The 26,472-nt window shown below is 64.0% G+C and carries 26 protein-coding genes and 1 riboswitch; of the genes, 18 read left to right on the forward strand and 8 right to left on the reverse strand.

The window, feature by feature from the left end:
- Positions 1-64: 64 nt before the first annotated feature.
- The gene (locus tag NKH38_RS07860; protein WP_031247073.1) at positions 65-823 is read left to right on the forward strand and encodes a cobalt-precorrin-6A reductase; all 759 of its coding nucleotides are present in this window, start codon (positions 65-67) and stop codon (positions 821-823) included.
- On the opposite strand, the gene NKH38_RS07865 is transcribed toward NKH38_RS07860, so the two are convergent.
- The 8 genes from NKH38_RS07865 to NKH38_RS07900 all read right to left on the reverse strand — a co-directional run bounded on the left by NKH38_RS07865 (position 787) and on the right by NKH38_RS07900 (position 11,076).
- The gene (locus NKH38_RS07865) at positions 787-1,551 is read right to left on the reverse strand and encodes a precorrin-3B C(17)-methyltransferase (protein ID WP_352762441.1); all 765 of its coding nucleotides are present in this window, start codon (positions 1,549-1,551) and stop codon (positions 787-789) included. The genes NKH38_RS07860 and NKH38_RS07865 overlap by 37 nt on opposite strands.
- Entirely contained in the window at positions 1,548-2,321 is a 774-nt protein-coding gene (locus NKH38_RS07870) for a precorrin-2 C(20)-methyltransferase (RefSeq protein WP_352762439.1), read from the reverse strand. Before NKH38_RS07870 ends, NKH38_RS07865 begins: the two co-directional genes overlap by 4 nt.
- Entirely contained in the window at positions 2,318-2,950 is a 633-nt protein-coding gene (locus NKH38_RS07875; RefSeq protein WP_352762438.1) for a precorrin-8X methylmutase, read from the reverse strand. The genes NKH38_RS07870 and NKH38_RS07875 overlap by 4 nt, the downstream gene beginning before the upstream one ends.
- 2 nt (positions 2,951-2,952) lie before the next feature.
- Complete coding sequence (gene cobG, locus NKH38_RS07880) at positions 2,953-4,428, reverse strand: precorrin-3B synthase (protein ID WP_352762435.1); 1,476 nt, start codon at positions 4,426-4,428, stop codon at positions 2,953-2,955.
- The gene (gene cobN, locus NKH38_RS07885; protein ID WP_023731240.1) at positions 4,425-8,099 is read right to left on the reverse strand and encodes a cobaltochelatase subunit CobN; all 3,675 of its coding nucleotides are present in this window, start codon (positions 8,097-8,099) and stop codon (positions 4,425-4,427) included. The genes cobG and cobN overlap by 4 nt, the downstream gene beginning before the upstream one ends.
- An 18-nt stretch (positions 8,100-8,117) precedes the next feature.
- A complete protein-coding gene (cobW, locus tag NKH38_RS07890; protein ID WP_023731239.1) occupies positions 8,118-9,170 on the reverse strand; it encodes a cobalamin biosynthesis protein CobW in 1,053 nt (350 codons plus the stop codon).
- Positions 9,171-9,172: 2 nt separating this feature from the next.
- Positions 9,173-9,601, reverse strand: a complete 429-nt coding sequence (locus NKH38_RS07895; protein WP_023731238.1) for a DUF1636 family protein — start codon at positions 9,599-9,601, stop codon at positions 9,173-9,175.
- A 38-nt stretch (positions 9,602-9,639) separates the two neighbouring features.
- Positions 9,640-9,844, reverse strand: a riboswitch (cobalamin riboswitch).
- A 29-nt stretch (positions 9,845-9,873) separates the two neighbouring features.
- The gene (locus NKH38_RS07900) at positions 9,874-11,076 is read right to left on the reverse strand and encodes a winged helix-turn-helix domain-containing protein (protein ID WP_352762431.1); all 1,203 of its coding nucleotides are present in this window, start codon (positions 11,074-11,076) and stop codon (positions 9,874-9,876) included.
- A gap of 328 nt (positions 11,077-11,404) precedes the next feature.
- Here NKH38_RS07900 and NKH38_RS07905 point away from each other — a divergent pair, with 328 nt between their 5' ends.
- The 17 genes from NKH38_RS07905 (at position 11,405) to NKH38_RS07985 (ending at position 26,470) form a co-directional block, all read left to right on the forward strand.
- Positions 11,405-11,770, forward strand: coding sequence for an NADH-quinone oxidoreductase subunit A (locus NKH38_RS07905; protein ID WP_023670825.1), 366 nt, complete (start codon positions 11,405-11,407; stop codon positions 11,768-11,770).
- Complete coding sequence (locus NKH38_RS07910) at positions 11,761-12,342, forward strand: NuoB/complex I 20 kDa subunit family protein (RefSeq protein ID WP_023670824.1); 582 nt, start codon at positions 11,761-11,763, stop codon at positions 12,340-12,342. The genes NKH38_RS07905 and NKH38_RS07910 overlap by 10 nt, the downstream gene beginning before the upstream one ends.
- Before the next feature lie 4 nt (positions 12,343-12,346).
- Entirely contained in the window at positions 12,347-12,952 is a 606-nt protein-coding gene (locus tag NKH38_RS07915; protein WP_023731236.1) for an NADH-quinone oxidoreductase subunit C, read from the forward strand.
- Positions 12,953-12,961: 9 nt separating this feature from the next.
- The gene (locus NKH38_RS07920) at positions 12,962-14,152 is read left to right on the forward strand and encodes an NADH-quinone oxidoreductase subunit D (protein ID WP_023829421.1); all 1,191 of its coding nucleotides are present in this window, start codon (positions 12,962-12,964) and stop codon (positions 14,150-14,152) included.
- Positions 14,153-15,484: an NADH-quinone oxidoreductase subunit E gene (locus NKH38_RS07925; protein WP_352762428.1), complete on the forward strand. Its 1,332-nt coding sequence runs from the start codon at positions 14,153-14,155 to the stop codon at positions 15,482-15,484.
- Entirely contained in the window at positions 15,484-15,687 is a 204-nt protein-coding gene (locus NKH38_RS07930; RefSeq protein WP_023690953.1) for a hypothetical protein, read from the forward strand. Before NKH38_RS07925 ends, NKH38_RS07930 begins: the two co-directional genes overlap by 1 nt.
- Before the next feature lie 3 nt (positions 15,688-15,690).
- Complete coding sequence (gene nuoF / locus NKH38_RS07935; protein WP_352762427.1) at positions 15,691-16,995, forward strand: NADH-quinone oxidoreductase subunit NuoF; 1,305 nt, start codon at positions 15,691-15,693, stop codon at positions 16,993-16,995.
- Between the two features lie 74 nt (positions 16,996-17,069).
- Entirely contained in the window at positions 17,070-17,762 is a 693-nt protein-coding gene (locus NKH38_RS07940) for a helix-hairpin-helix domain-containing protein (protein ID WP_352762425.1), read from the forward strand.
- 11 nt (positions 17,763-17,773) lie between these two features.
- The gene (locus NKH38_RS07945; RefSeq protein ID WP_352762424.1) at positions 17,774-18,055 is read left to right on the forward strand and encodes a pentapeptide repeat-containing protein; all 282 of its coding nucleotides are present in this window, start codon (positions 17,774-17,776) and stop codon (positions 18,053-18,055) included.
- On the forward strand, positions 18,055-20,136 hold the full coding sequence (gene nuoG, locus NKH38_RS07950; protein WP_352762421.1) for an NADH-quinone oxidoreductase subunit NuoG: 2,082 nt from the start codon (positions 18,055-18,057) through the stop codon (positions 20,134-20,136). The genes NKH38_RS07945 and nuoG overlap by 1 nt, the downstream gene beginning before the upstream one ends.
- 2 nt (positions 20,137-20,138) lie before the next feature.
- The gene (nuoH, locus tag NKH38_RS07955) at positions 20,139-21,182 is read left to right on the forward strand and encodes an NADH-quinone oxidoreductase subunit NuoH (RefSeq protein ID WP_023670815.1); all 1,044 of its coding nucleotides are present in this window, start codon (positions 20,139-20,141) and stop codon (positions 21,180-21,182) included.
- The gene (locus tag NKH38_RS07960; protein WP_023670814.1) at positions 21,182-21,439 is read left to right on the forward strand and encodes a hypothetical protein; all 258 of its coding nucleotides are present in this window, start codon (positions 21,182-21,184) and stop codon (positions 21,437-21,439) included. Before nuoH ends, NKH38_RS07960 begins: the two co-directional genes overlap by 1 nt.
- Positions 21,436-21,927 (forward strand): NADH-quinone oxidoreductase subunit NuoI, encoded by a 492-nt coding sequence (nuoI, locus tag NKH38_RS07965; RefSeq protein ID WP_023805493.1) that lies wholly within the window; start codon positions 21,436-21,438, stop codon positions 21,925-21,927. Before NKH38_RS07960 ends, nuoI begins: the two co-directional genes overlap by 4 nt.
- Positions 21,928-22,050: 123 nt before the next feature.
- Positions 22,051-22,671, forward strand: a complete 621-nt coding sequence (locus NKH38_RS07970; RefSeq protein WP_023690957.1) for an NADH-quinone oxidoreductase subunit J — start codon at positions 22,051-22,053, stop codon at positions 22,669-22,671.
- 1 nt (position 22,672) lies between these two features.
- Positions 22,673-22,981 carry an NADH-quinone oxidoreductase subunit NuoK gene (gene nuoK, locus NKH38_RS07975; protein WP_023670810.1) on the forward strand — a complete coding sequence of 103 codons (309 nt, stop codon included), beginning with the start codon at positions 22,673-22,675 and terminating at the stop codon, positions 22,979-22,981.
- 10 nt (positions 22,982-22,991) lie between these two features.
- The gene (gene nuoL / locus NKH38_RS07980) at positions 22,992-24,965 is read left to right on the forward strand and encodes an NADH-quinone oxidoreductase subunit L (RefSeq protein ID WP_352762419.1); all 1,974 of its coding nucleotides are present in this window, start codon (positions 22,992-22,994) and stop codon (positions 24,963-24,965) included.
- A complete protein-coding gene (locus NKH38_RS07985) occupies positions 24,965-26,470 on the forward strand; it encodes an NADH-quinone oxidoreductase subunit M (protein WP_023670808.1) in 1,506 nt (501 codons plus the stop codon). Before nuoL ends, NKH38_RS07985 begins: the two co-directional genes overlap by 1 nt.
- The last annotated feature ends 2 nt before the right edge of the window (positions 26,471-26,472 follow it).

Consider the following 26,472-nt stretch of genomic DNA (forward strand, 5'->3'; position numbering starts at 1 on the left):
CCCGTTCTTCAGGGGGAGAGGGTAGGGGTGAGGGGCAGCGCAGACGCTGTTCAACATGGTGCTCATGAAGAAGATTCTGATCCTTGGCGGCACGACAGAAGCGCGCCAATTGGCCGGAAAACTGGTGGAAGATTTCCTCGTCACTCTGTCGCTGGCCGGCCGTACCGAAAGCCCGGTCGCGCAAGGCGTGCCGGTGCGCAGCGGCGGCTTTGGCGGCGCCGACGGGCTGGCGGCCTATCTCAAGGAGACGCGAACCGATCTGCTGATCGACGCGACGCATCCCTATGCCGCGCGAATTTCCGCCAATGCGGCGCAAGCCGCGCGCACTTCGGTTGTGCCGATCCTTGCTTTGCGCCGCCCTGGCTGGGAGCCAATAGATGGCGACCGCTGGACGCAGATCGATACGACAGGCGATGCGGTGCACGCGCTTGGGTCGCCGCCGCGCCGTGCCTTCCTGGCGCTCGGCCGGCAGGAGGTCGCGGCTTTCGAGGCGGCGCCGCAGCATCATTACCTTGTCCGCAGCGTCGATCCGGTCGAGCCGAAACTGGCGGTGCCTGATGCGACCTACCTGCTGGCGCGTGGGCCGTTTCGCGAGGCGGATGAACGCGCGCTGCTCGAGGAGCACCGCATCGATGTCGTCGTATCCAAGAACAGCGGCGGCGAGGCCACCTACGGCAAGATCGCGGCGGCGCGGGCGCTCGGTATCGAGGTGGTGATGGTGCGCAGGCCCATCCTGCCGGAGGTGCCGTCGGCCGAAACTGTCGAAGCATTGGCCGCGATGATCGATCATGGTCTCGACCCCGTCGCGGAACGCGGTGTGTAGACCAGCGCCGGTTTGTCACCGCGCTTGATGATCCTTGTCTCCGGCGAGCCGATGATGATGCAGGTCGCCATGTCGGCCCTTTCCGCCTCGACATCGGCCAACAGAAAAACCTCGATGCGCTCGTCCGGGCGGCCGGCGGCGCGGCCGAAGATGACCGGCGTGGTGCCGGGCAGGATGGCGCGCAGGCATTCGAAGGCGCGGCCGAGCTGCCAAGGGCGCGCCTTGCTGATCGGGTTATAGAGCGCGATGACGAAGCCGGCGCCGGCCGCCGCCAAAAGGCGCAGCTCGATCAGATCCCACGGTTTGAGATTGTCGGACAGCGAGATGGCGCAGAAATCATGGCCGAGCGGCGCGCCGATGCGGGCGGCAACCGCCAGCATGGCGGTGACGCCCGGCACGACAGTGACATCGACGGTGCGCCATTCGGCCGGACCGGCCTCGATCGCCTCGCAGACGGCGGCCGCCATGGCGAACACGCCGGGATCGCCGCCGGAGACGACGGCGACGTCATGGCCGTCCGCCGCCTTTACCAGCGCGTCCTTGGAGCGGGCGAGTTCCTCGCGATTGTCCGAGGCGACGCGGGTTTGGTCGGTGCGAAGATCAAGCCGGTCGAGATAAGGTTTGTAGCCATAGAAGAATTTTGCCTGCGCCACGGCCCGGCTCGCCTCCGGCGTCACCTGATCGGCATTGCCTGGCCCAAGGCCGATGACGGTGAGGCGGCCGCTCATGGCTTGGCTCCCATGACGCCAGGCCGGCCGGACCAGCCGGCAACCAGCACGATGGCGAAATAGGGCGCCTTGTCGTCCGGCTTGTCGGCAAGCTTCACCGTGATGCTGCCGGCCATGGTGCCGCGCTCGACATAGACGGCGCGGGCGAGCTTGCCGGTGGCCTCCAGCGCCCGCCTGATCTTGAGCAGGTTGCGGCCGACCTTCATGATGACGGCGGCATCGGTGTCGGCGAGACGGCGTGTCAGTTCGAATTCGCTCATCGTGCCGGGCAAAACCGTCAGCACATCGTCGCCCTGGACGATCGGCACGCCGGTCTGCGACCAGCAGCCCGACATGGCGGTGACGCCGGGGATGACTTCGGTCGGGAAGCGGTGTGCCAGCCGGACATGCAGGTGCATGTAGGAGCCGTAAAACAGCGGGTCGCCTTCGGAGAGCACGGCGACCATCCGGCCGGCTTCGAGGTGGTCGGCGACCTTCTCGGCCGACTCCTCGTAGAAATCGGTGATCTGCGAACGGTAGTCGTCGTGATCCTTGTCGATCTCGGTGGTGACGGGGTAGAGCAGCGGCAGTTCCAGCATATCCGGCCGGAAGCGCGCCTCGACGATGGCGCGCGCATTGCTGTTGTTGCCGCGCTTGGCGAAGTAGGCGACGACATCGGCCTCGGCCAGAACGCGCGCGGCCTTCAGCGTCAGCAGCTCGGGGTCGCCAGGCCCCGTGCCGACGCCGACAAGACGGCCTTTTGCCAGATCTTCTTTGACGGCTGCGTTCACAGGCCGGGCCTCGCCAGCGAATTGAGCGCGGCTGCAGTCATGGCGCTGCCGCCAAGCCTGCCGCGCACGATGGCGTAGGGCACGCCGTAGGAGTTTTCAGCCAGCGCATCCTTGGATTCGGCGGCACCGACGAAGCCGACCGGCATGCCGATGATGGCGGCCGGTTTCGGCGCGCCATCGCGCAGCTTTTCCAGGAGATAGAAGAGCGCTGTCGGCGCATTGCCGATGGCCACGACCGAACCGGCCATGCGTTCGCCCCAGAGGTCGATCGCGGCGGCCGAGCGGGTGTTGCCGATCTGCTTGGCGATGTCGTGCGTGCGCGGGTCGCGCAAGCTGCAGATCACCTCATTGCCGGCCGGCAGCCTGGCGCGGGTGACGCCATGCGAGACCATTTCGGCATCGCAGAAGATCGGTGCGCCGGCCGCCAAAGCGCTGCGGGCGGCGGCGACGAAATCGCTGGAGAAGACAAAATGACTTGATGCTTCGACCTGGCCGCAGGCATGGATCATGCGGATGGCGACGTCGGCTTCCGCCTCGGAGAACCGGGACAGGTCGGCCTCGGCGCGGATGATGGCGAAGGAACGTTCATAGATCGCGTTGCCGTCATGGATGTAGTCGTAGGCGGCCATGCTCATTTCCGTTGTTCAATTTGTCGGTAAGCCTTGGCGATTGCCGCCGGTCCGAGCCTTGTCAGGCAGGCGGCGGCGGTTTCACCTGGATATCGAGCGCTGCGGACCATCGCTGCGACGCGACCGATGCCGCGCGCGGCGTCATAGCCCGGCCTGTAGCCCGCAGGAAGGGCCTTTGCCGTCGCGTTCACGACAAGTCCGGCTCCGTTTTCGCCGCCGACCAATGTCAGCGCCGCCGGACCGGGGTGCGCGCAGCCCTTGGCGCAGCCGGAAATGTGCAGTGTGAAGTCGAGACTATCGGTCATTTCGGCGGCGATTGTCTCGGCAATATCGCGCGTGGCGATTTGTCCGGATGCGCAGGCAGGAGTGCCGGGGCAGGCGGCGATGCGGGTGCGCGGGTCGGCGGCGATGGTGACGAAGCCGAGGGCGGCGGCGGTGGCTCGCAGGGGGTGGTTTGCGGACGACGGTTGGCCGAGGAACAGCAAGGCGCGGCCGGGGGCGAGGCGGATTTCGGCGACGCCGAGGGACAGGGCGCTTTGGGCGAGGGCGATGAGTTTTTCGGCCGGCATGCTGCCATAGGGGAGGGCTATGCCGAGAGCGGTGGTGTCGTTGGATAAGGGGAAAAGACCGATAGGCCGGCGATCCTGCACACCCCCCTCTGTCCTGCCGGACATCTCCCCCTCAAGGGGGGAGATTGCGTCTTCGTGGGCGATTTCGCCAATTTTCAGCGTGGAAAGTGGAGAGCCGCCGGCGACCCTGCTGATCTCCCCCGTTAAGGGGGAGATGTCCGGCAGGACAGAGGGGGGCGCGAAGGAATGCCAGCTTGCGAGAGAGGCCAATTGCCTCTCCGACAAATCCCGAGGATGTGCGTCACGCCCCTTCTCGGCAACCATCCTCAGCACAGCAACCGCAATATCGCGCGCTGCATCCTCATCGGCCGTCGCAAGCGGCCTCGCGCTTTGACCGTCGCCGGCAACAGACAAAGCCCACATAACGTTGCCGCCCACCCGCACCGCCTTCAGCCTGACATCGGCCGTCACCGCATCCATCGTCAACTGCCCGCCGCCGTCGACAACCACCGAAACCTTCGGTCCCAGCCTTGCCGTCAGCCCAGCCTCCTCAACCGCCATCCTGATCCGCTCAGCCAAAGCTCGCGGATCGGCAATCTCCCGCGGATCGATGCCGGCCAGCGGCCCGGTCTCGACCGGCACGCCGGTGCGCACGGCGATGCCCAGCGCATCCACCTCCGCCGCCAGCAGCGCTGCGCTTTCCGCCGTCAGCCCGCGTATCTGCAGGCTGCCGCGCGCGGTCACTTCCATGATGCCGTTGCCGCGCTTCAAGGCGGATTCGCAGAGTCCGATCAGCGACTTGGGGGAAAGCCCTCCAGCAACCGGGTTGAGCCGCACCAGCAGGCCATCGCCGGTCTGCATCGGCGCTGACAGAGCCGGGCAGGCGCCGCGCCTTGAAAAGGCGTTCATGCCGCAACCCCGAGCGCCTCGGCCTCGGCGATCAGCGCCGCGAGATCGTCGTCGACCGAGTTGCGCAAGGGATGCCAGAGACCGCGCCGGCGCGCCGACAGGAAGCGCTCGGCGATGACTTTGGCAGCGGCCGGATTTTCACGCAGGATGAAGGCGCGGACATCGGGATCGCCGACATAGGCGTCATGCACGGCCTCGATCAACGCGCCCGAAATGGCGTGCGTGGTTTCGGCAAAGCCGATGAGGCGGTCGACGGTTTCGGCAAACTCGGAAGCGCCGCGCGGACCATGCCGCATCTGGCCGGCTATAAAGCGCGCATTAACGGCGCGGGCGCGCACCACGCGCGACACAGCCTCGCCGACCGAGCGCGGCTTGGGCTTCTGCGGATCCGTGGTGTCGAGCACGATCACGTCGGCATTGCGGCCCAGTGCCGCCAGCGCCGCCGAAAAACCGCCGATGAAAGCGACGTCGGCGGAGCCTTCAAGTATATCGCGGCCGGGGTCGTCACCGGTGTGGACGAGAAGATCGGCCTCGGCGACGCGGGTCTCGAAGGCACCGGGGGAAGCGATGCCTTCGCTCTTGGCGCCGCCATAGGCATGCGACGTCGCATCGAGATAGGCGCGGCCGATTTCTTCGCGCCCGACCCAGTCGCCGCTGGACAGCAGGTCCTCGACGCCGGCGCCGTAGGTGCCGGGCGAGGTGCCGAAGATGCGCGGGCCGATCTTGCCATCGGCGCGGGTTCTGGCGGCGAGCGGGTTTTCCGAATCGTCCTCGTCACGCGCGGCAACGGCGTTGGCGGCGGCGTCGATCAGCGCGATCTGGGTCGGGAACATGTCGCGGAACAGACCCGAAATCCGCCAGGTGACATCGACGCGCGGGCGACCGAGCGTGGCCGGCGGCAGCACTTCGATGCCGGTGATGCGGCCGGTGGCCGAATCCCATTGCGGCCGGCAGCCCATCAGCGCCAGGCCTTGCGCGATCTCCTCGCCGCCGGTGCGCAGCGAGGCCGAGCCCCAGAGGTCGATGACCAGCGAGCGCGGCCAGTCGCCATGCGACTGCATATAGCCGCGCACGACTTCTTCTGCCGCCGCCTTTCCCAGATCGTAGGCGGTCGGCGTCGGCATGGTGCGCGGGTCGGAGGTGAACAGGTTGCGGCCGGTGGGCAGCACGTCGGAGCGGCCACGCGCCGGTGCGCCCGCCGGACCCGCCTTGATGTGACGGCCGTCGAGCGCGGCAAGAAGTGCTGCCTTCTCGGCTTCGGCACTTTGCCGGCGCACGGCGTCGGGTTCGTCGTCGGGCGCGCGGCCGTAAATGTGCAGGCCGTCCTTGATGGCGAAATCCTTGAGGTCGCAGAGCCAGGCATCGATGCGGCGCAGCGCCTCGTCGGGCGCATCGGTTTGGGCGACACCTGCTTCGGAGGCGAGGCCGTTCTTTTGCGCGGTGTCGACGATCAGCTTGGCCAGACGATCGCGGCGGCGGCGGTCGAGGCCGTCGGCCTGGGCATATTCGTCGACGAGGCGTTCGAGCCTGTGCTGCCCTTCGTCGAGGCCGGCACCGGTCAGCGGCGGCGGCAGATGGCCAAGCGTGACGGCGGCGATACGCCGCTTCGCCTGCGCCGCTTCGCCGGGATTGGAGACGATGAAGGGGTAAATGACGGGCAACGAGCCGGTGACGATCTCGGGGAAGCAGTTTTGTGAGAGCGCTACCGTCTTGCCGGGCAGCCATTCCAGCGTGCCATGAGCGCCGACATGGATGAGAGCATGGATGCGGAGCGATTTGCGCAGCCACAGGCCGAAGGCGATGAGGTTGTGGCGGGGAGGGAGCGTCGGGTCGTGGTAATCGGCGCGGCGGTGGGCCGAGCGGCCACGGTCGGGGGCGAGAGCGACAGTGATGTTGCCGAAGGTGGCGGCGCGGAAGGGGAAGCCGCTCTTACCCTCCCCCTTGTGGGGAGGGTGGCCCGCAGGGCCGGGTTGGGGTGGTGCACCGCTACCCCCACCCCGTTTCGCGCCATCCGCTTCGCGAATGTCGCGAACCGACCCTCCCCACAAGGGGGAGGGTGAAGGGGCGCCCCATGCCGCCTCGACTGCAGCCAGTGCGTCAGCCGGCAAATCCTTTGAGAAGTCCAGATACTCCTCCAACCCCAGCCCATCGCCTCTCCGCTCCAACGGGTCCAGCAACTCACGCGGCGTTTGCGGAATCCCTTCAACGCGATAGCCCTGCTCCTTCAGGTCATGCAGCATGGCCAGCACGCTGGACGGCACATCCAGGCCCACTGCATAGCCAGTGCGGCCGGGCGCGCTCGGATAGTCCGGAATGAGGATCGCCAACTTACGCGTCGCGCGGGGCGTCTGCTGCAGCTTGATGAACGCCGCGACACGCTCCGCCACTTGCGCCACGCGATCCGGTTCCGGCCGGTTTGCAAAGGCGCGGTGGCCGAGTGCCGGGTCGGTTTCGCTCTCGCCCTTGAAGGAAATCGCGCCGGCCAGGATGCGGCCGTCGAGTTCGGGCAGCACGACATGCATGGCAAGGTCGGCGGGCGCCAGGCCGCGCTGGTTGTTGTCCCAGACGTCGCGGCGGGTGGTGGCGACGATGACCTGGAAGACAGGCACGCCGGCGCGGTCGAACAGGGTTTCGACGCCGGGTTCGGCGCCGGAAGCGAAGGCGGTTGCGGTGATGATGGCGGCGGGGTTGAGTGCGGCCAGCGCGGTTCCGACGAAGGCCAGGGAGGTCGGGTCTTTGAGGCTGGAGACGAAGATCGGGACCGGTCTCATGCCGCGTTGGCGCAGTGCATCAAAAAGCGCATCGATTGGCGCGACATCGGCGGCCAGCAGCATTGAGCGGTAGAAGAGGATGGGGATGATGGGAGAGTTGATGTTGTCTGCGCCGAGTTCCCGCCCACCCCCCTCTGTCCTGCCGGACATCTCCCCCGGAAGGGGGGAGATTGTGCTCTCATAAATGTTTTCGCCAATCGCAGACCTTGCGGAGATCTCCAAAGGAGCAGGAGAGGAGCCGCCTTTGGTGACGGCTGATCTCCCCCCTTGCGGGGGAGATGTCCGGCAGGACAGAGGGGGGTGTGAAGGAACGCCGACATCGGCCAAATCCAACTTGCCTACGACGCCGCGGCCTGGCTCGTAGTAGCCAGCTTTCGGCACGCTGACCGGCTCAGCCGCCGCCACATCGGACCCAGCCAACCCCGCTAGCCGCTGCATCAGTGCTGCCATATTCTCCGGTCCGCCCTCGCGGAAATAGCCAAGCAGGCCGTCCAACTCCTCGCGCGGCAGCGTCGAGGCTTCGATCAGCCTGAAATCCTCGTCGTGGCTTTCACCCGGCAGCAGTGCCAGCTTGATGCCGTTCGCACGGGCAGTCGCGGCAAGCTGGTCGCAGCCATAGCGCCACCAGTCGTAGCCGCCGAGGATGCGCACCAAAATCACCTTGGCGTGGCGGGCGACGCTGTCGATCCAGAGGTCCACGGACATGGGATGGCGCAGGTCGCGCAGCGCCGCCAGCCGCATCGACGGCAGGCGGACGGCATCGGCCTTCCAGGCCGCCGCGAGGCCGGCGAGGTCGCTGTCGGTGAAGGACAGCACCACGATATCCGCCGGCGTCTGCCCGAGATCGACGGGCTCGGCGAGATCGTCGAGCGAGGCGGAGGTCGTGGTGAGTATGTGCATCGCGGCTCGTGCCTGAGATCAGCCGGCGAGTATACGCTCGATCGCCGGGCGGTTCAGCCCCTTCAGGCCAATGACGACGAGACGCGAGCGGCGATCGTCTTCGGTCGTCCAGGCGCGGTCATAATAATGGTTGACGCGTCGGCCGACGGCCTGCAGCAAAAGCCGCATCGGCTTGCCGCCGACATCGACGAAGCCTTTCACGCGCAGAACATTCTCTTCCTCGGCCACCGTAGCGACGCGCCTGGCCAGTTCGTCCGGATTGGTGATCGAGGGGATGTCGACGATGAAGGTGTCGAAATCGTCATGCTCGTGGTCGAAGGCGCCGTCATGGTGCGACTTGCGGTTCTCGATGTCGTCTTCGACGGCGAGACCGAGGCCAAGCAGCACCGACGGGTCGACCTTGCCATGCGCGGTCGGCACGATTTTTACCGCGCGGGCGGAATGCTCATTGATGATGGTGTTGGCGCGGGCCGAACCGGCTGAATCCATCAAATCGCTCTTCGACAGGATGATCAAATCGGCGCAGGCGATCTGGTCTTCGAAGACTTCTTCGACGGGGTCGTCATGGTCGAGCGTCTCGTCCTGGACACGCTGCGCCTGAAGCGCGTCCATGTCGTTGGCGACGCGTCCCTCGGCCAGCGCCGGGCCGTCTACCACGGCGATGACACCGTCGACCGTCACCCGGCTCTTCACGCTCGGCCACTGGAACGCCTGGACCAGCGGCTTGGGCAGAGCGAGGCCCGAGGTCTCGATCAGGATGTGGTCGACCCTCGGCGTCAGTGCGAGGATTTTGTCGAGGGCGGGCACGAAATCGTCGGCGACTGTACAGCAGATGCAGCCATTGGCCAGTTCGACGATGTTTTCCTCGGGGCAAGTGTCGATGCCGCACCCTTTGAGAATCTCGCCGTCGATGCCGATGTCGCCGAACTCGTTGACGATGATGGCAATGCGCTTGCCCCCGGCGTTTTCCAGGAGATGGCGGACCAGCGTCGTCTTGCCGGCGCCGAGAAAGCCGGTGACGACGGTGCAGGGAACACGGGAGAGATTGCCGGTCGGGTTTGAAACGTTCATCGTCAGTCCTTCAGCATATCGAGGGGTGGGATGCGGGCAACGAGGCCGCGCTTGAGGCTATCGGGCCGGCCGCGCCACGGGATGAGACCGTCGGTCGAAGTCGCGAAGAGCTTTGCGCCGGTGACGAGATCGGCGCCGCTGGTTGCGGCCAGATCGCCGAAGACATAGCTCCAGCAGCCATCACGCAGGATCGCGGCGCTGAGGCGGCGCTTGCAATTGCCGAGACATTCGGCGGTGCGGACGCGGATGTTGTCATCGGCTGCGGCGAGGCGCGTGTCGTCGGCCAGCAGTTCGCCGGCGCGGGGGTGAGCGTCTGAGCCGGTTTCATCGCGGCATGAGGCGCAGACGATGACGGTCACGCCAGCCAACGCGTCGCTATTGGCAGACGAAACATCCGCTGTGCCAGCCGAAAAACTGCTGTTCTGGTCCAAAAACCGTGCTCCTTGCCCGGAAACCCGCCAGGCGATCGGATACTTTGTCTCAGACGGCAGGTCTCCTGGCTCGCGGGTCATCGCCTTGGTTAGCCGCCTTCCCGGTGTTACCCAGTGGCTTTCGGCCTTGGCTCTTCGCTTACAGTTGCGGGGACAGCCGCGGATTTGGGATTTTCGTCCCGCACCGCATTCCCTCTTGGCCCTTGCCGTTGCGGGCAGGGGACCGTCTGGAGCGGATTTAGGCTGTTGCGGGGAGTTGTGTCAACGCACTGCTACGACATGGCGATGTCGACCAGGGGTTTCCCCAGATTGCCGGCCGGCGCCACTTCGATGCGCTCAAGGCCAAGCCAGCCCTGCATCTGCTTCAATTCCTCGAACAGCTCTGCGGCAGTTTCCGGCGGTGCGCCTGCTTCGGCGTAGGCGGCGTGGACGCGTAAGACACTCGCAGGCCGGTCGGCCTTGAGATCGACGCGGGCGACGATCCGGTCGCCGAGCAGGAAGGGCAGCACGTAGTAGCCATATTGGCGCTTTTCGGCCGGCGTGTAGATCTCGATGCGGTAGTGGAAATCGAACAGGCGCTCGGTGCGCGAGCGCTCGAAGACCACCGGATCGAAGGGCGCCAGTAGCGCGCGGGCCTCGATCTTTCGCGGCAGACGGGCGTCCTTATAGAGGTAAGCCGGCTTGTCCCAGCCTTCGACGCGCACCGGCAGCAGTTCGCCCAACTCGACCAGTTCCTCCAGCCGGCCCTTCATATCGGCCGGCGACAGGCGGAAATAGTCGCGCAGGTGACCCGACGTCGCGATGCCGTGGGCGCGGGCGGAAATGCGCAGCAATTCGCGGTGCGCGTCCTCGGCCGCCGGCACCGGCAGGTCGAGGATCGCCTGCGGCAGCACGCGCTCGGGCAGGTCGTAGAAACGCTCGAAGCCACGGCGGTGCGCCGTGGTGATGCGTCCGGCCCAGAAGAGCCATTCGAAGGCGTGCTTGGCGTGGCTCCAGCCCCACCAGCCGCCCGAACCTTTCTGGCCCTCCAGTGCCGAAGCGGCAATCGGGCCGCGCTCGGCGACCGCGCGGTAGATCTCTTCGATATAGGCGGCGTGCTCGCGGCCCCATTTGGCGAGGCCCAGATACATTTCGTCGCCGCTTTCAGCGCGCTGCATGCGCCAGCGCATCAGTGGGTAGGTCTCGACCGGCAGGAACGAGGCCTCATGCGCCCAGTACTCGAACACGGTGCGCTTGCGGGTGATTGCGGCATTGTCGAGCAGGGTGAGCGGGTAGGGGCCAAGGCGCGAATAGAGCGGCATATAGTGGGCGCGCACCACGGCGCTGACGGAATCGATCTGCAGCAGGCCGGTGCGCGACAGCACGCGGGCGAGGTGGCGGCGATCGGGCGTGCCGACCGGGCGGGGATCGAGAAATCCTTGCGCGGCGAGCGCGATGCGCCTGGCCGTCGGGAGTGAGATATTGTCCTTCGTCAAAGTGTCTTGCCTCGAACCATTTTTCCCGACTTTAGCCGGCGATTCCGGTCATGCTAGCAGGCAAATGGCGGGAGATGTGTCAGGAGACAAAAGTGGAGTGAAAGATGAAGGAAATCAAACAGGAGGAGATCGGACCAGTTTTTCCCGGCCTGCCGTCCAGCACTGTCTTTTGAACAAGGTTTGACTTGCTTCGCTGAAAGCCCTGCGCTAACCCTCGCCGCGTTGCAGCAAAGGCACCTAAAACGGTTCAGCGGTTAAACTGTCGCGCTTCCGCATTAGGGTTGGTTGCTGTAATCAAAGTGGATTGGCCGCCAACGGAAAGCCGAGCATGAACGTACTCCTCAGTTCATACCTGCCCATCGTCCTCTTCATCGCCGTGGCCGCAGTTGTAGGCTTGGCGCTTATCATCGCGCCGTTCCTGGTGGCTTATCGCAATCCCGATCCGGAGAAGCTTTCCGCCTACGAGTGCGGGTTCAACTCGTTCGACGATGCCCGGATGAAATTCGACATCCGCTTCTACCTGGTGTCGATCCTGTTCATCATCTTCGATCTGGAAGTGGCCTTCCTGTTTCCGTGGGCGGTGTCGTTCTCGAAGATCGGCATGCTCGGTTTCTGGTCGATGATGGTGTTTTTGGCGGTGCTGACCATCGGCTTTGCCTATGAATGGAAAAAAGGAGCGCTGGAATGGGATTGAACGACAGTTCCGGAACGCTCGTCGCGCCGAAGCCCAAAGGCCTGATCGACCCCAATACCGGACGTCCGGTCGGTTCCGACGATCCGTTCTTCCTCGAGATCAACAATGAACTGGCCGACAAGGGTTTTCTGGTCACCTCGACCGAGGCGCTGATCACCTGGGCACGCAGCGGCTCGCTGATGTTCATGACCTTCGGTCTCGCCTGCTGTGCCGTCGAGATGATCCACACCTCGATGCCGCGCTATGATTCTGAAAGGTTTGGCGTGGCTCCTCGCGCGTCGCCGCGCCAGTCCGACATCATGATCGTGGCGGGAACGCTGACCAACAAGATGGCCCCGGCTTTGCGCAAGGTCTACGACCAGATGCCGGAGCCGCGCTACGTCATCTCGATGGGCTCCTGCGCCAATGGCGGCGGCTATTATCACTATTCCTATTCGGTGGTGCGCGGCTGCGACCGCATCGTGCCGGTCGACATCTATGTGCCCGGCTGCCCGCCAAGCGCCGAAGCGCTGCTCTACGGCATTCTTCTCCTGCAGAAGAAGATCCGCCGCACCGGCACGATCGAACGGTAGACCCATGGCCGCATCCCTGAGCGAACTGTCGACCTATCTCGGCGAAAAGCTGCCGGGCCGCGTCACCGATGCAGTGCTTGCCTATGGCGAACTGACGATCTCGGTTGCTACAGACAATCTGATCGAGGTGACAAGCTTCCTGCGTGACGATTCGGGCTGCCAGTTCATTTCGATCATCGATATCTGCGGCGCCGACTACCCGTCGCGCGTCAAGCGTTTCGATGTCGTCTATCATCTGCTGTCGCCGAAGCAGAATTTGCGCATCCGCATCAAGGTGCAGGCCGACGAAGAGACGCTGGTGCCGTCGCTCACCGCTGTCTATCCCGGCGCCGACTGGTATGAGCGCGAAGCCTACGATCTCTATGGCGTGCTGTTCTCCGGCCATCCGGACCTGCGCCGTATCCTCACGGATTACGGCTTCGAGGGCCATCCCCTGCGCAAGGACTTCCCGCTGACAGGTTTCGTCGAGGTGCGCTACGACGACGAAGCCAAGCGCGTGATCTACGAGCCGGTGGAATTGAAGCAGGAATTCCGCAATTTCGATTTTCTTTCGCCATGGGAAGGGACGGATTACGTCCTGCCTGGGGACGAAAAAGCCAAGACGAATTGAGGCGCCAGAATGGCTGAAACCTCCGTCCGCAACTTCAACATCAACTTCGGACCGCAGCACCCTGCGGCGCACGGTGTTTTGCGTCTTGTGCTGGAGCTCGACGGCGAAGTGGTCGATCGCGTCGATCCGCATATCGGCCTGCTCCATCGCGGCACCGAAAAGCTGATCGAGCACAAGACCTACCTGCAGGCCGTGCCCTATCTCGACCGGCTCGACTATTGCGCACCGATGAACCAGGAGCATGCCTTCGCGCTCGCCACCGAGCGGTTGCTCGGCATCGAAGTGCCGAAGCGCGGCCAGCTGATCCGCGTGCTCTATTCCGAGCTCAGCCGCATCATGTCGCACATCCTCAATGTGACGACGCAGGCGCTGGATATCGGCGCGCTGACGCCGCCGCTGTGGGGTTTCGTCGAACGCGAAAAGCTGATGGTGTTTTATGAGCGCGCTTCCGGTTCGCGCATGCACGCGGCCTATTTCCGTCCGGGCGGTGTGCACCAGGATCTGCCGGCGAAGCTGGTCGAGGACATCGGCAAGTGGATCGACCCGTTCCTGAAGTCGCTTGACGACCTCGACAAGCTGCTTACCGGCAACCGCATCTTCAAGCAGCGCAATGTCGATATTGGTATCGTGTCGCTGGCCGACGCCTGGGCCTGGGGCTTTTCCGGCGTCATGGTGCGCGGCTCGGGTGCGGCCTGGGATTTGCGCAAGTCGCAGCCTTATGAATGCTATTCCGAGATGGATTTCGACATCCCGATCGGCAAGAACGGCGACTGCTACGACCGCTACCTCGTGCGCATGGAAGAGATGCGCCAGTCGGCAAAGATCATGCGCCAGTGCGTCGACCTCTTGCTTGGCAAGGAAAGCGTCGGGCCGGTGTCCAACCTCGACGGCAAGGTGGTGCCGCCCAAGCGCCAGGCGATGAAGCGCTCGATGGAAGCGCTGATCCATCATTTCAAGCTTTACACCGAGGGTTACCGCGTGCCGGCGGGCGAGGTCTATGCCGCCGTCGAGGCGCCGAAGGGCGAGTTCGGTGTCTATCTCGTCTCCGACGGCACCAACAAGCCCTATCGCTGCAAGCTGCGCGCGCCCGGCTTCGCGCATCTGCAAGCCATGGATTTCCTCTGCCGTGGCCACATGCTGGCCGACGTCACTGCCGTCCTGGGTTCCCTCGACATCGTGTTTGGTGAGGTCGATCGCTAAATGTCAGTCCGCCGTCTCGCAGAAGCAAGCGTCCAGCCAGCCACCTTCGCCTTCAACCGGGCGAATGCGGCGGTTGCGAAGCAATGGATCAAGAAATATCCGAAGGGCCGCGAGCAGTCGGCGATCATTCCCTTGCTGATGATTGCGCAGGAGCAGGAAGGCTGGGTCACCAAGGCGGCGATCGAGACGATTTCGGACATGCTCGGCATGCCGCGCATTCGCGGGCTCGAAGTCGCGACCTTCTACACGCAGTACCAGCTCAATCCGGTCGGCACGCGCGCGCATATCCAGGTCTGCGGCACCACGCCCTGCATGCTGCGCGGCTCGGAAGCGCTGATGGATGTGTGCCGCTCGAAAATCCATCACGACCAGTTCCACACCAACGACAAGGGCACGCTGTCGTGGGAGGAGGTCGAATGCCTCGGCGCCTGCGTCAACGCGCCGATGGTGATGGTCTTGAAGGACACGTTCGAGGATCTGACGCCTGAGCGGCTGGCCGAAATCATCGATCTTTATGATGCAGGCAAGGGCGCCTCGGTTCCCACGGGACCGCAAAATGGCAGAACCGGCTCGGAGCCGGCGCCTGGCCTGACGACGCTGAAGAGCGAAAAGGCGATCCTCAAAGCGACGCGCGACAAGGAAGCCAGGGCGGCGAGCAAGGCTGCCCACGCGGCGCCCGACGCGATCATTGCAGCGCCTGTTCCGGCGCCTGCCGCTCCTGCAGCGGCCGCCCCGGTGGCGCCATCCAACGCCGGCAAGCCGAAAACCGATGCGCCGGAAACCAGCTCGGCGTTGAAGTCGCCCTCCAGGGCCAAGGTTGCACCGGCGGCGGAAAAAGCGGCGAGCGTCCCGGCGCCCCTGCATTCGGCCGCCAACGCCAACACCGCGGCGCCTGAAGTCGAGAAGGTCGCCAAGCAGCGTAATGGCCCGAAGACCATCGCCACGCCGGCAACTGCCTTCACTGCGCCGGAATTCAAGGCGCCAGCGGTCAAGGCCGCGGTGGCCCCGGCCGTCAAGGCGCCGGCAGCCAGGCCCGCAAAGCCGTCGCTCGAGGACAAGAACCGTCCGGCCGGAATCGACAGGCCGGCTGCGGTCGACGATCTCAAGCTGATCTCGGGCATTGGCCCGAAGATCGAGGGCATCCTTCATTCCCTTGGCATCTTCACCTTCACACAGGTCGCATCCTGGAATAAGGCCGAGCGCGACTGGGTGGATGGATATCTCGCTTTCCAGGGCCGCATCGAGCGCGACGACTGGGGCAAGCAGGCCAAGGCGCTCGCCAAGGGCGGCGTCGCCGAATACATCCGCGTCTTCGGCAAGGAGCCACGTTGATGGCTGAAGCGCAAAGCACCGGATCTTTGCTGACGCTGCGCAGCATTGTCATCGGCGTTGTCTGCATCGCTGCTGCCAACATCCTTCTGGAGGGGCTTCGGCGCCTCGTCGAATTGCCGTTTTCGGATACCCTGGAATCGATGGCCGCGACCGGCATGGGCGTGCTGGTGTGGTTCTCGATCGTCTTGCGGGGAAAGAGGTAAGTCATGCTGGCTGACAAAGACCGCATCTTCAACAACATCTACGGCCTGTTCGATAAGTCGCTGGCCGGCGCCATGGCGCGCGGCGCCTGGGACAACACGCCCGGCATCATCGCCAAGGGGCGCGAGTGGATCGTCAACGAGATGAAGGCGTCCGGCCTGCGCGGCCGTGGCGGCGCCGGCTTCCCGACCGGGCTGAAATGGTCGTTCATGCCCAAGCAGAGCGATGGAAGGCCGAGTTATCTCGTTGTCAACGCCGACGAATCCGAGCCCGGCACGTGCAAGGACCGCGATATCCTGCGCAACGATCCGCACACCCTGGTCGAGGGCTCGTTCATCGCCGGCTTCGCCATGGGCGCGGTCGCCGCCTACATCTATGTGCGCGGCGAGTTCATCCGTGAGCGCGAGGCGCTGCAGCGCGCCATCGACGAGGCCTACGAGGCCAGGCTGATCGGCAAGAACAACACGTCCGGATACGATTTCGACATCTACATGCATCACGGCGCCGGCGCCTATATATGTGGCGAGGAAACAGCACTTCTGGAAAGCCTCGAAGGCAAGAAGGGCCAGCCCCGGCTGAAGCCGCCATTCCCGGCCAATGTCGGCTTGTACGGTTGTCCGACAACCGTGAACAATGTCGAGTCGATTGCGGTGGCGCCGACCATTTTGCGCCGTGGCGCCGCCTGGTTCTCGTCCTTTGGCCGGCCCAACAATGTCGGCACCAAGCTGTTTTGCATCTCGGGTCACGTCAACAATCCGTGCACCGTCGAAGAGGCGATGTCGATCCCGTTCCGCGAGCTGATCGAAACCCATTGCGGCGGCATTCGCGGCGGCTGGGACAATCTCCTGGCGGTCATTCCGGGCGGCGCTTCGGTGCCGCTGGTGCCGGCCGAGCAGATCATCGATGCGCCGATGGATTTCGATGCTTTGCGCGACCTGAAATCCGGCCTCGGCACGGCGGCTGTCATCGTCATGGACAAATCGACCGATATCGTGAAGGCGATCGCCAGGCTTTCCTATTTCTACAAGCATGAGAGCTGCGGCCAGTGCACGCCATGCCGCGAAGGCACCGGCTGGATGTGGCGGGTGATGGAGCGGCTGGTGCGCGGCGAGGCGCAGAAGCGCGAGATCGACATGCTGCTCGACGTCACCAAACAGGTGGAGGGTCATACGATCTGCGCGCTGGGCGATGCCGCGGCATGGCCGATCCAGGGCCTGATGCGGCATTTCCGCGGCGAGGTGGAGCGGCGCATCGACGAGTTTTCGCGCAACGCGAACCGGGCCGAACCGGTGATGGTGGCGGCTGAGTAGATTTGAAATACGGGCGCAAGCCCGGGACTGACACAGCGGGGCGGGGCAAGCGAAGAAACGACCAGGAGATGTCTATGGCGCCGTATTCGAACCCTTTGATGCCCAATTTGGACCAGCTTAAGAAGATGAACCAGGATTTGACAAGGATGATGCCGAAGGAGATGGCCAGCGCCGTCAACCTTCTCGCGCATCCTGTCGCTGGTGCCGCCGCCATGTCGGCGCTGGGCTTCGGCCTTGCCAACCATGCCTTTGGCGTGTGGCTAGGCGCCTTGTCGGGTGCTGCCGAGGCATCGCAGCGGATTTTCCAGCCGATCATCGACGATTTCGAGCAGCGCACCCAAGAGTTCTCCGAGACCGCGCCGGCCACTAAGGCGCGCGCGGCGACCAGAACCCTGATCGCCGAGGCGCAGACTTTTGCCCAGGATGTGACCGATATTGCCGCTCGCACCGTCGATGCCGAGCCGGAGAAGACCGATGCCGTCGCCGAAGGCGCGACGATCGGATTGATGCCGGAGGATTTCAGACAGCCCAAGGCCGTGGCGCGTCCGGCCAAGCCGTCGGATCTCAAGGCGATCACCGGCGTTGGGCCGAAGCTGGAAAAGGTGCTGAACGGCCTCGGCATCTGGACCTTTGCCCAGATCGCGGCGTGGACGCCGGAAGAGATCGCCTGGGTCGAGGACTACCTGTCGCTCACCGGCCGCATCGGCCGCGACGAGTGGACCCGCCAGGCCGCGGCGCTGACGCTGGCTGCCAAGGCGAAGAAGTAGGGGTGGCAGGCATGGATATCCACGACAGGAGCGATGTTCTCGATGTGCGCAATGCCATCGTCAGCAACTCCAGATTTGACGATGTGAACTTGTCGAACACGCAGTTTCACAACGTCGACCTGTCGGCGGCCGTTGTGGACGACGCGAACCTCTCGGACGCGTTTTTCAGCAATGTGAATATGAGCAATTTGAAGATAGAAAACGCTGAAGTCGCCGGCATGATGATCAATCGCATCAGGCTGAGCGATCTGTTTCAGGCATATGAGACGGCGCAGACCGCCGGGGGCAATTGATGGCAAAGCTCAAGGTCGACGGGAAAGAGATCACTGTACCCGACCACTACACGCTGCTGCAGGCGGCCGAGGACGCCGGCGCGGAAGTGCCGCGCTTCTGCTTCCATGAGCGGCTGTCGATCGCCGGCAATTGCCGCATGTGCCTGATCGAGGTGAAGGGCGGGCCGCCCAAACCGCAGGCCTCCTGCGCCATGAATGTGCGCGACCTGCGTCCGGGTCCGAATGGCGAGGCGCCTGAAATCTTCACCAACACGCCGATGGTCAAGAAGGCCCGCGAAGGCGTGATGGAATTCCTTTTGATCAACCATCCGCTGGATTGCCCGATCTGCGATCAGGGCGGCGAATGCGACCTGCAGGACCAGGCGATGGCCTTCGGCGTCGATTCCTCGCGCTATCACGAGAACAAGCGCGCGGTCGAAGACAAGTATATCGGCCCATTGGTCAAGACGGTTATGAACCGTTGCATCCACTGCACGCGCTGCGTCCGCTTCACCACGGAAGTTGCAGGCATTTCCGAGCTTGGCCTGATCGGCCGCGGCGAGGATGCCGAGATTACCACCTATCTCGAAAGCGCCATGACCTCGGAGCTGCAGGGCAATGTCATCGACCTTTGCCCGGTCGGCGCGCTGACGTCGAAGCCGTTCGCCTTCCAGGCGCGGCCGTGGGAGCTGACCAAGACAGAATCCATCGACGTCATGGACGCCGTCGGCTCGGCAATCCGCGTCGACAGCCGTGGCCGCGAGGTGATGCGCATCCTGCCGCGCGTCAATGAAGCGGTGAACGAGGAGTGGATTTCCGACAAGACCCGCTTCATCTGGGACGGATTGCGCACGCAGCGCCTCGACCGCCCCTATGTCCGCAAGGACGGAAAGTTGGCGCCGGCCAGCTGGGCCGAAGCGTTCGTTGCGATCAGGGATGCGGTGTCGAATGCGGCGCCCGAGAAAATCGGCGCGATTGCGGGCGATCTTGCCGCCGTCGAGGAAATCTACGCGCTGAAGCAGCTTATGGCTGCGTTGGGCTCGAAGAACACCGATTGCCGCCAGGACGGCGCCGCACTCGATCCCGCGCTCGGCCGCGCCAGCTACATCTTCAACCCCACCATCGAGGGCATCGAGCAGGCCGACGCGGTGCTGATCATTGGCGCCAATCCGCGCTTCGAGGCCTCGGTGCTCAATGCCCGCATCCGCAAGCGCTGGCGGATCGGCAATCTGCCGGTCGGCGTCATCGGCGAGGTCGGCGACACGCGTTACGACTACGAACAGCTCGGCGCCGGCCCGGAGTCGCTGAAAGACCTGGCCGACGGCAACGGGAGGTTCTTCCAGGTGCTGAAGAAGGCGACGCATCCGCTGATCATCGTCGGCCAGGGCGCGCTGTCGCGTGCCGACGGCGCGGCGGTGCTCGGCCAGGCGGCGAAACTCGCCACCGCCGTCAACGCTGCCCGCGCCGACTGGAACGGCTTTGCCGTGCTGCACACTGCGGCCGCGCGCGTCGGCGGCCTCGATGTCGGCTTCGTGCCTGGCAAGGGCGGCAAGAACGTTGCCGGCATGCTGGGTGAGAGCGAGGTTCTGTTCCTGCTCGGCGCCGACGAGGTCGACATGTCCAAGACCGGCGGCGCCTTCGTCGTCTATGTCGGCACGCATGGCGACGCCGGTGCGCACCGCGCCAATGTCATCCTGCCGGGAGCCGCTTACACCGAAAAGTCCGGCACCTATGTCAACACCGAGGGACGCGTGCAGCAGACCAACCGCGCGGGCTTCGCGCCGGGCGACGCGCGCGAAGACTGGGCGATCCTGAGGGCATTGTCCGATGTGCTGGGCAAGAAACTACCCTTCGATTCGCTGCAGCAGTTGCGCGCCAAACTCTATGGCGAATACCCGCATCTCGCCCGCATCGATCATGTCGAAGCCGGCAATGCCGATGACGTCGCCAAGGTGGCGAAGCTCGGCGGGCGGCTGAACAAGGGCACTTTCACCTCGCCGGTCACGGATTTCTATCTGACCAACCCGATCGCGCGGGCCTCCGCTGTCATGGCGGAATGCTCGGCGCTGGCGAAAAACGGCTTCAGGCAGGCGGCAGAGTAGACATGGACACCTTCTTCTCCTTCTACGTGCTGCCGACGCTGATCATCCTTTTGAAGTCGGTCGTGCTGATCGTCGTTTTGCTGATCGGGGTCGCCTATCTGCTTTACGCCGACCGCAAGATCTGGGCGGCGGTGCAGTTGCGCCGCGGCCCGAACGTCGTCGGCCCGTGGGGCACGCTGCAGGCTTTCGCCGATCTGCTGAAATTCGTCTTCAAGGAACCGGTCATTCCGTCCGGCGCCAACAAGGGCGTGTTCCTGCTGGCGCCGCTGGTGTCGGCCGTGCTGGCAATCTCAGCCTGGGCGGTCATTCCCGTCAATGCGGGCTGGGGGATCGCCAACGTCAATGTCGGCATCCTCTACGTCTTCGCCATCTCCTCGCTCGAGGTCTATGGCGTGATCATGGGCGGCTGGGCGTCCAACTCGAAATACCCGTTCCTCGGCGCGCTGCGCTCGGCGGCGCAGATGGTCTCCTACGAAGTCTCGATCGGCTTCGTCATCGTCACCGTGCTGCTCTGCGTCGGCTCGCTCAACCTGTCGGACATCGTGCTGTCGCAGCAGGACGGTCTGGGCACCAAGCTTGGCCTGCCCAACAGCTTCCTCGACTGGCACTGGCTGGCGCTGTTCCCGATGTTCGTCATTTTCTTCATCTCGGCGCTGGCCGAGACCAACCGCCCGCCCTTCGACCTGGTGGAAGCCGAGTCGGAACTCGTCGCCGGCCACATGGTCGAATACTCCTCGACGCCGTTCCTGTTGTTCTTCCTCGGCGAATATGTCGCCGTGGTGATGATGTGCGCGCTGGCCACCATCCTGTTCCTCGGCGGCTGGCTGCCGCCCTTCGACTTCGCCCCCTTCACCTGGGTGCCCGGCGTGATCTGGTTCGTGCTCAAGATCTGCCTGATGTTCTTCATGTTCTCCATGGTGAAGGCCTTCGTGCCGCGCTACCGATACGACCAGCTGATGCGGCTCGGCTGGAAAGTATTTTTGCCGATCTCGCTGTTCATGGTCGTTGCCACCGCGGCCTTCCTCAAGATCACGGGGATGGCGTGATGGGCGATTTCACCCTTGGTTTTTTGGGAGCAGTTGCCGGCGTAGTCGTGGCGTTGTTCGGCAATCTGGTCGTGCTTCCTTACGTCTTGCGGCAACAGGAACAAAGGTTGGCAGCAAACTATCGAGCCCCGGTGTTTAGCTGGGACAAGCAGAAATTGGCTGCTCTGACGACACTTGCTTACCGTTTCCTGATGCCTGTTTTGTTTGGGTTTGTCGGCGCCATCGCTGCAATACAGATTTTTGGGGGTGCCGAATGAGTGCGCTTGCTCAAGCCGCAAAATCGCTGCTGCTGCAGGATTTCGTCAGCGCCTTCTTCCTGTCGATGCGCCAGTTCTTCGCGCCGAAGGAAACGATCAACTATCCGCACGAGAAAGGGCCGACCAGCCCGCGCTTCCGTGGCGAGCACGCGCTGCGCCGCTATCCCAATGGCGAGGAACGCTGCATCGCCTGCAAATTGTGCGAAGCGATCTGTCCGGCGCAGGCGATCACCATCGAGGCCGGCCCGCGCCGCAATGACGGCACGCGCCGCACCGTGCGCTACGACATCGACATGGTGAAGTGCATCTATTGCGGCTTCTGCCAGGAAGCCTGCCCGGTCGACGCCATCGTCGAGGGGCCGAATTTCGAGTTCGCGACGGAGACGCGCGAAGAGCTTTACTACGACAAGGACAGGCTGCTGGCGAATGGCGACCGCTGGGAGCGCGAACTGGCGCGCAACATCTCGCTGGACTCGCCTTACCGCTGACATTTGACGCATGGACGGGGCGAGGGCCCTCGTCTAAGGACAACGCAACTTGCCGGCCGGAGGCGGTCGCAGAAATCAAACAGGACGGATGTCCTGTTTGGACAGGAACCCGGGGGATCCCCAATGCTGAGTGGACTAGAGGCGGCCTTTTTCTACCTCTTCGCCTTTGTCGCGGTGGCGTCGGCCTTCATGGTCATTTCGTCGCGCAACCCCGTGCATTCCGTGCTGTTCCTGATCCTGACCTTCTTTAACGCCGCCGGCCTGTTCATGCTGACCGGCGCCGAGTTCCTGGCGATGATCCTGCTCGTCGTCTATGTCGGCGCGGTCATGGTGCTGTTCCTGTTCGTCGTCATGATGCTCGATGTCGACTTCGCCGAGATGAAGGAAGGCGCCCTGCAATATGCGCCGATCGGCGCGCTGGTCGGGCTGATCCTGGCGGCCGAGCTGATCGTGGTGCTCGGCGGCTACACCTTCGCGCCGCAACTGGCCTCGACGGTCTCCAAACCCATCCCGGATCTTGCCGCGCGGACAAACACCGCAGCACTCGGCGACATCCTCTATACGGACTACCTCTACTACTTCCAGATTTCGGGCCTCATCCTGCTGGTCGCCATGATTGGCGCCATCGTGCTGACGCTGCGCCACAAGGAAGGGGTCAAGCGGCAGTCGATCGCCGCCCAGGTCGGCCGCACGCCGGCGACAGGCATGGAAATCCGCAAGGTCAAGTCGGGCGAGGGGCTCTGAGATGGTCGTCGGCATCGCACATTACCTGACCGTATCGGCGATCCTGTTCACGCTCGGCGTGTTCGGCATCTTCCTGAACCGCAGGAACATCATCGTCATCCTGATGTCGATCGAGCTGATCCTTTTGGCGGTCAACATCAATTTCGTCGCCTTCTCGGCGGCATTGGGCGATCTCGTCGGCCAGGTGTTTGCCCTGTTCGTGCTGACGGTCGCGGCCGCCGAAGCGGCCATCGGTCTTGCCATTCTCGTCGTCTTCTTCCGCAACCGCGGCTCGATCGCGGTCGAAGACGTGAACCAGATGAAGGGTTGACGGGGCTAACATGTATCAAGCGATCGTCTTCCTTCCGCTGCTCGGCTTCCTGATTGTCGGCCTGTTCGGCAATGCGCTCGGCGCCAAGGCATCGGAATATATCACCTCAGGCTTCCTGGTGATCTCGGCCGTGCTGTCCTGGGTCGCCTTCTTCTCCGTCGGCTTCGGCGAAGGCGAGGTGTTCACCGTGCCGGTACTGCGCTGGATCCAATCCGGCGGCTTGGACGCGTCCTGGGCGCTCAGGATCGATACGCTGACGGTGGTCATGCTGGTGGTGGTCAACACGGTGTCGGCGCTGGTCCACATCTATTCGATCGGCTACATGCACCACGATCCGAACCGGCCGCGCTTCTTCGCCTATCTGTCGTTGTTCACCTTCGCCATGCTGATGCTGGTGACGGCGGACAACCTCGTGCAGATGTTCTTCGGCTGGGAAGGGGTGGGTCTCGCCTCTTATTTGCTGATCGGCTTCTGGTACAAGAGGCCGTCGGCCAATGCTGCTGCCATCAAGGCCTTCGTCGTCAACCGCGTCGGCGATTTTGGCTTCGCGCTCGGCATTTTCGGCGTCTTCGTTTTGTTCGGCTCGGTCAATCTCGGCACCATCTTCGCCAATGCCGCGACGTTCATTCCGGCTGAAGGCGCCCCACAAGGCGCGGCCGTGCTGACCTTCCTCGGCTACGCGCTGGACAAGCAGGCAGCCATGACCATCGTCTGCCTGCTGCTGTTCATGGGCGCCATGGGCAAGTCGGCGCAGGTGCCGCTGCACACCTGGCTGCCGGACGCGATGGAGGGCCCGACCCCGGTTTCCGCGCTGATCCATGCCGCCACCATGGTCACGGCCGGCGTGTTCATGCTGGCGCGGCTGTCGCCGCTGTTCGAACTGTCGCATTCGGCGCTGACCGTGGTGACCTTCATCGGCGCCTTCACCGCCTTCTTCGCGGCGACCGTCGGCCTGGTCCAGAACGACATCAAGCGCGTCATCGCCTATTCGACCTGTTCGCAGCTCGGCTACATGTTCGTCGCGCTCGGCGTCGGCGCCTATGGCGCGGCGATCTTCCATCTGTTCACGCACGCCTTCTTCAAGGCGCTGCTGTTCCTGGGCTCCGGCTCGGTCATCCATGCCGTCTCCGACGAGCAGGACATGCGCAAGATGGGCGGCCTGCGGAAGCTCATTCCGAAGACCTACTGGATGATGGTGATCGGCACGCTGGCGCTGACCGGCGTCGGCATTCCGGTGACCGTCATCGGCACCGCCGGCTTCTTCTCCAAGGATGCCATCATCGAGGCTGCCTTTGCCGGCCACAATTCGGTCGCCGGCCTCGCTTTTGTCCTGCTGGTCATCGCCGCCTGCTTCACCTCCTTCTACTCCTGGCGGCTGATCTTCATGACCTTCCATGGCGAGCCGCGGGCGAGCCACGACGTCATGCACCATGTCCATGAATCGCCGCCGGTGATGCTGGTGCCGCTGTTCATCCTGGCCGCGGGCGCGCTGTTTGCCGGCGTTATCTTCCATGGTGCCTTCATCGGCGAAGGCTATACCGAATTCTGGAAGGCCTCGCTGTTCACGCTGCCGGACAACCACATCCTGCACGATATCCACGAATTGCCGCTGTGGGTCGAGCTGGCACCGTTCGTCGCCATGATCATCGGCTTTGCCGTCGCCTGGAAGTTCTACATCCGCTCGCCGGAACTGCCCCGGAGCGTCGCCGCCAACCATCGGCTGCTGTATGCCTTCCTGCTCAACAAATGGTACTTCGACGAGCTCTACGACGTCCTGTTCGTGCGGCCGGCAAAGGCGCTGGGCAGGTTCTTGTGGAAGACCGGCGACGGCACCATCATCGACGGGCTCGGCCCTGACGGCATTTCGGCGCGTGTCGTCGACGTCACCGACCGCGTCGTCAAGCTACAGACCGGCTATCTCTATCACTATGCCTTCGCCATGCTGATCGGCGTGGCCGCACTCGTCACCTGGATGATGCTCTGATGACCGCCTGGCCAATCCTCTCGCTGGTCACCTTCCTGCCGCTCGTAGGTGTGCTGCTGATCCTGTTCATCAGGGATGACAGCCCGAATGCGCGTCGCAACATCCGCGCCATCGCGTTCACGACGACAGCGGCCACCTTCATCATCTCGCTGTTCATCTGGACCGGCTTCGACAATTCGCAAGCCGGCTTCCAGTTCGTCGAGAAGTTTGCCTGGTTGGATTCCGGCATCTCCTACCATATGGGCGTCGACGGCATTTCGATGCTGTTCGTCATCCTGACGACGTTCCTCATGCCGCTCTGCATCCTGGCGTCGTGGGAAGCGATCGACAAGCGCGTCAAGGCCTACATGATCGCCTTCCTGCTCTTGGAAACGCTGATGATCGGCGTGTTCTGCGCGCTCGACATCGTGCTGTTCTACGTCTTCTTCGAGGCCGGCCTGATTCCGATGTTCATCATCATCGGCGTCTGGGGCGGCAAGCGCCGCGTCTACGCCTCGTTCAAGTTCTTCCTCTATACGCTCGCCGGCTCGGTGCTGATGCTGCTCGCCATCATGGCGATGTTCTTCCAGGCGGGCACCACCGACATCCCGACGCTGCTGACCCACAACTTCCCGGCCCACATGCAGACATGGCTATTTCTAGCCTTCTTCGCCTCCTTCGCGGTGAAGATGCCGATGTGGCCGGTGCACACCTGGCTGCCCGATGCGCATGTCGAAGCGCCGACGGCGGGCTCGGTGATCCTGGCGGGCATACTGTTGAAAATGGGCGGGTACGGCTTCCTGCGCTTCTCCCTGCCGATGTTCCCGCTGGCGTCGGAAATGTTCGCACCGCTGGTGTTCACGCTGTCGGTCGTCGCCATCATCTACACCTCGCTGGTGGCGCTGATGCAGGAGGACATGAAGAAGCTGATCGCCTATTCCTCCGTCGCCCATATGGGCTTCGTCACCATGGGCATCTTCGCCATGAACCAGGAAGGCGTGCAGGGCGCGATCTTCCAGATGCTGAGCCACGGCCTCGTCTCGGGCGCACTGTTCCTGTGCGTCGGCGTCATTTACGACCGCATGCACACGCGAGAGATCGACGCCTATGGCGGCTTGGTCAACAACATGCCGAAATACGCAACCGTGTTCCTGATCTTCACCATGGCCAATGTCGGCTTGCCCGGCACGTCAGGCTTCGTCGGCGAGTTCCTGACCATGCTCGGCGTGTTCCGGGTCAACACCTGGGTGGCTTTCTTCGCCGCCACCGGCGTCATCCTGTCGGCGGCCTACGCGCTCTGGCTCTACCGCCGGGTCATCTTCGGCGCGCTGACCAAGGAAAGCCTGAAGGGCCTGCTCGATCTGTCGACGCGCGAGAAGGCAATCATCTACCCGCTGGTCGTGCTGGTCATCTTCTTCGGCGTTTATCCCGCTCCCGTCTTCGATGCCACGGCCCAGTCGGTCAAGGCGCTCGTCACCAATGTCACCGCATCCATCGGCGCCGCGCAGACCGCGGCGGCGAACTGACC

Source organism: Mesorhizobium sp. M1078, assembly GCF_040318615.1.
In the GTDB taxonomy this organism is placed as follows: Bacteria; Pseudomonadota; Alphaproteobacteria; order Rhizobiales; family Rhizobiaceae; genus Mesorhizobium.

Excerpts from the sequence above, each read along its gene's own strand:
- NKH38_RS07860 (WP_031247073.1), top strand. The coding sequence starts at position 65 with ATGAAGAAGATTCTGATCCTTGGCGGCACGACAGAAGCGCGCCAATTG.
- NKH38_RS07865 (WP_352762441.1), bottom strand. The coding sequence starts at position 1,551 with ATGAGCGGCCGCCTCACCGTCATCGGCCTTGGGCCAGGCAATGCCGAT.
- NKH38_RS07875 (WP_352762438.1), bottom strand. The coding sequence starts at position 2,950 with ATGGCCGCCTACGACTACATCCATGACGGCAACGCGATCTATGAACGT.
- cobG (WP_352762435.1), bottom strand. The coding sequence starts at position 4,428 with ATGAACGCCTTTTCAAGGCGCGGCGCCTGCCCGGCTCTGTCAGCGCCG.
- cobN (WP_023731240.1), bottom strand. The coding sequence starts at position 8,099 with ATGCACATACTCACCACGACCTCCGCCTCGCTCGACGATCTCGCCGAG.
- cobW (WP_023731239.1), bottom strand. The coding sequence starts at position 9,170 with ATGAACGTTTCAAACCCGACCGGCAATCTCTCCCGTGTTCCCTGCACC.
- NKH38_RS07905 (WP_023670825.1), top strand. The coding sequence starts at position 11,405 with ATGAACGTACTCCTCAGTTCATACCTGCCCATCGTCCTCTTCATCGCC.
- NKH38_RS07910 (WP_023670824.1), top strand. The coding sequence starts at position 11,761 with ATGGGATTGAACGACAGTTCCGGAACGCTCGTCGCGCCGAAGCCCAAA.
- NKH38_RS07915 (WP_023731236.1), top strand. The coding sequence starts at position 12,347 with ATGGCCGCATCCCTGAGCGAACTGTCGACCTATCTCGGCGAAAAGCTG.
- NKH38_RS07920 (WP_023829421.1), top strand. The coding sequence starts at position 12,962 with ATGGCTGAAACCTCCGTCCGCAACTTCAACATCAACTTCGGACCGCAG.
- NKH38_RS07925 (WP_352762428.1), top strand. The coding sequence starts at position 14,153 with ATGTCAGTCCGCCGTCTCGCAGAAGCAAGCGTCCAGCCAGCCACCTTC.
- NKH38_RS07930 (WP_023690953.1), top strand. The coding sequence starts at position 15,484 with ATGGCTGAAGCGCAAAGCACCGGATCTTTGCTGACGCTGCGCAGCATT.
- nuoF (WP_352762427.1), top strand. The coding sequence starts at position 15,691 with ATGCTGGCTGACAAAGACCGCATCTTCAACAACATCTACGGCCTGTTC.
- NKH38_RS07940 (WP_352762425.1), top strand. The coding sequence starts at position 17,070 with ATGGCGCCGTATTCGAACCCTTTGATGCCCAATTTGGACCAGCTTAAG.
- NKH38_RS07945 (WP_352762424.1), top strand. The coding sequence starts at position 17,774 with ATGGATATCCACGACAGGAGCGATGTTCTCGATGTGCGCAATGCCATC.
- nuoG (WP_352762421.1), top strand. The coding sequence starts at position 18,055 with ATGGCAAAGCTCAAGGTCGACGGGAAAGAGATCACTGTACCCGACCAC.
- nuoH (WP_023670815.1), top strand. The coding sequence starts at position 20,139 with ATGGACACCTTCTTCTCCTTCTACGTGCTGCCGACGCTGATCATCCTT.
- NKH38_RS07960 (WP_023670814.1), top strand. The coding sequence starts at position 21,182 with ATGGGCGATTTCACCCTTGGTTTTTTGGGAGCAGTTGCCGGCGTAGTC.
- nuoI (WP_023805493.1), top strand. The coding sequence starts at position 21,436 with ATGAGTGCGCTTGCTCAAGCCGCAAAATCGCTGCTGCTGCAGGATTTC.
- NKH38_RS07970 (WP_023690957.1), top strand. The coding sequence starts at position 22,051 with ATGCTGAGTGGACTAGAGGCGGCCTTTTTCTACCTCTTCGCCTTTGTC.
- nuoK (WP_023670810.1), top strand. The coding sequence starts at position 22,673 with ATGGTCGTCGGCATCGCACATTACCTGACCGTATCGGCGATCCTGTTC.
- nuoL (WP_352762419.1), top strand. The coding sequence starts at position 22,992 with ATGTATCAAGCGATCGTCTTCCTTCCGCTGCTCGGCTTCCTGATTGTC.
- NKH38_RS07985 (WP_023670808.1), top strand. The coding sequence starts at position 24,965 with ATGACCGCCTGGCCAATCCTCTCGCTGGTCACCTTCCTGCCGCTCGTA.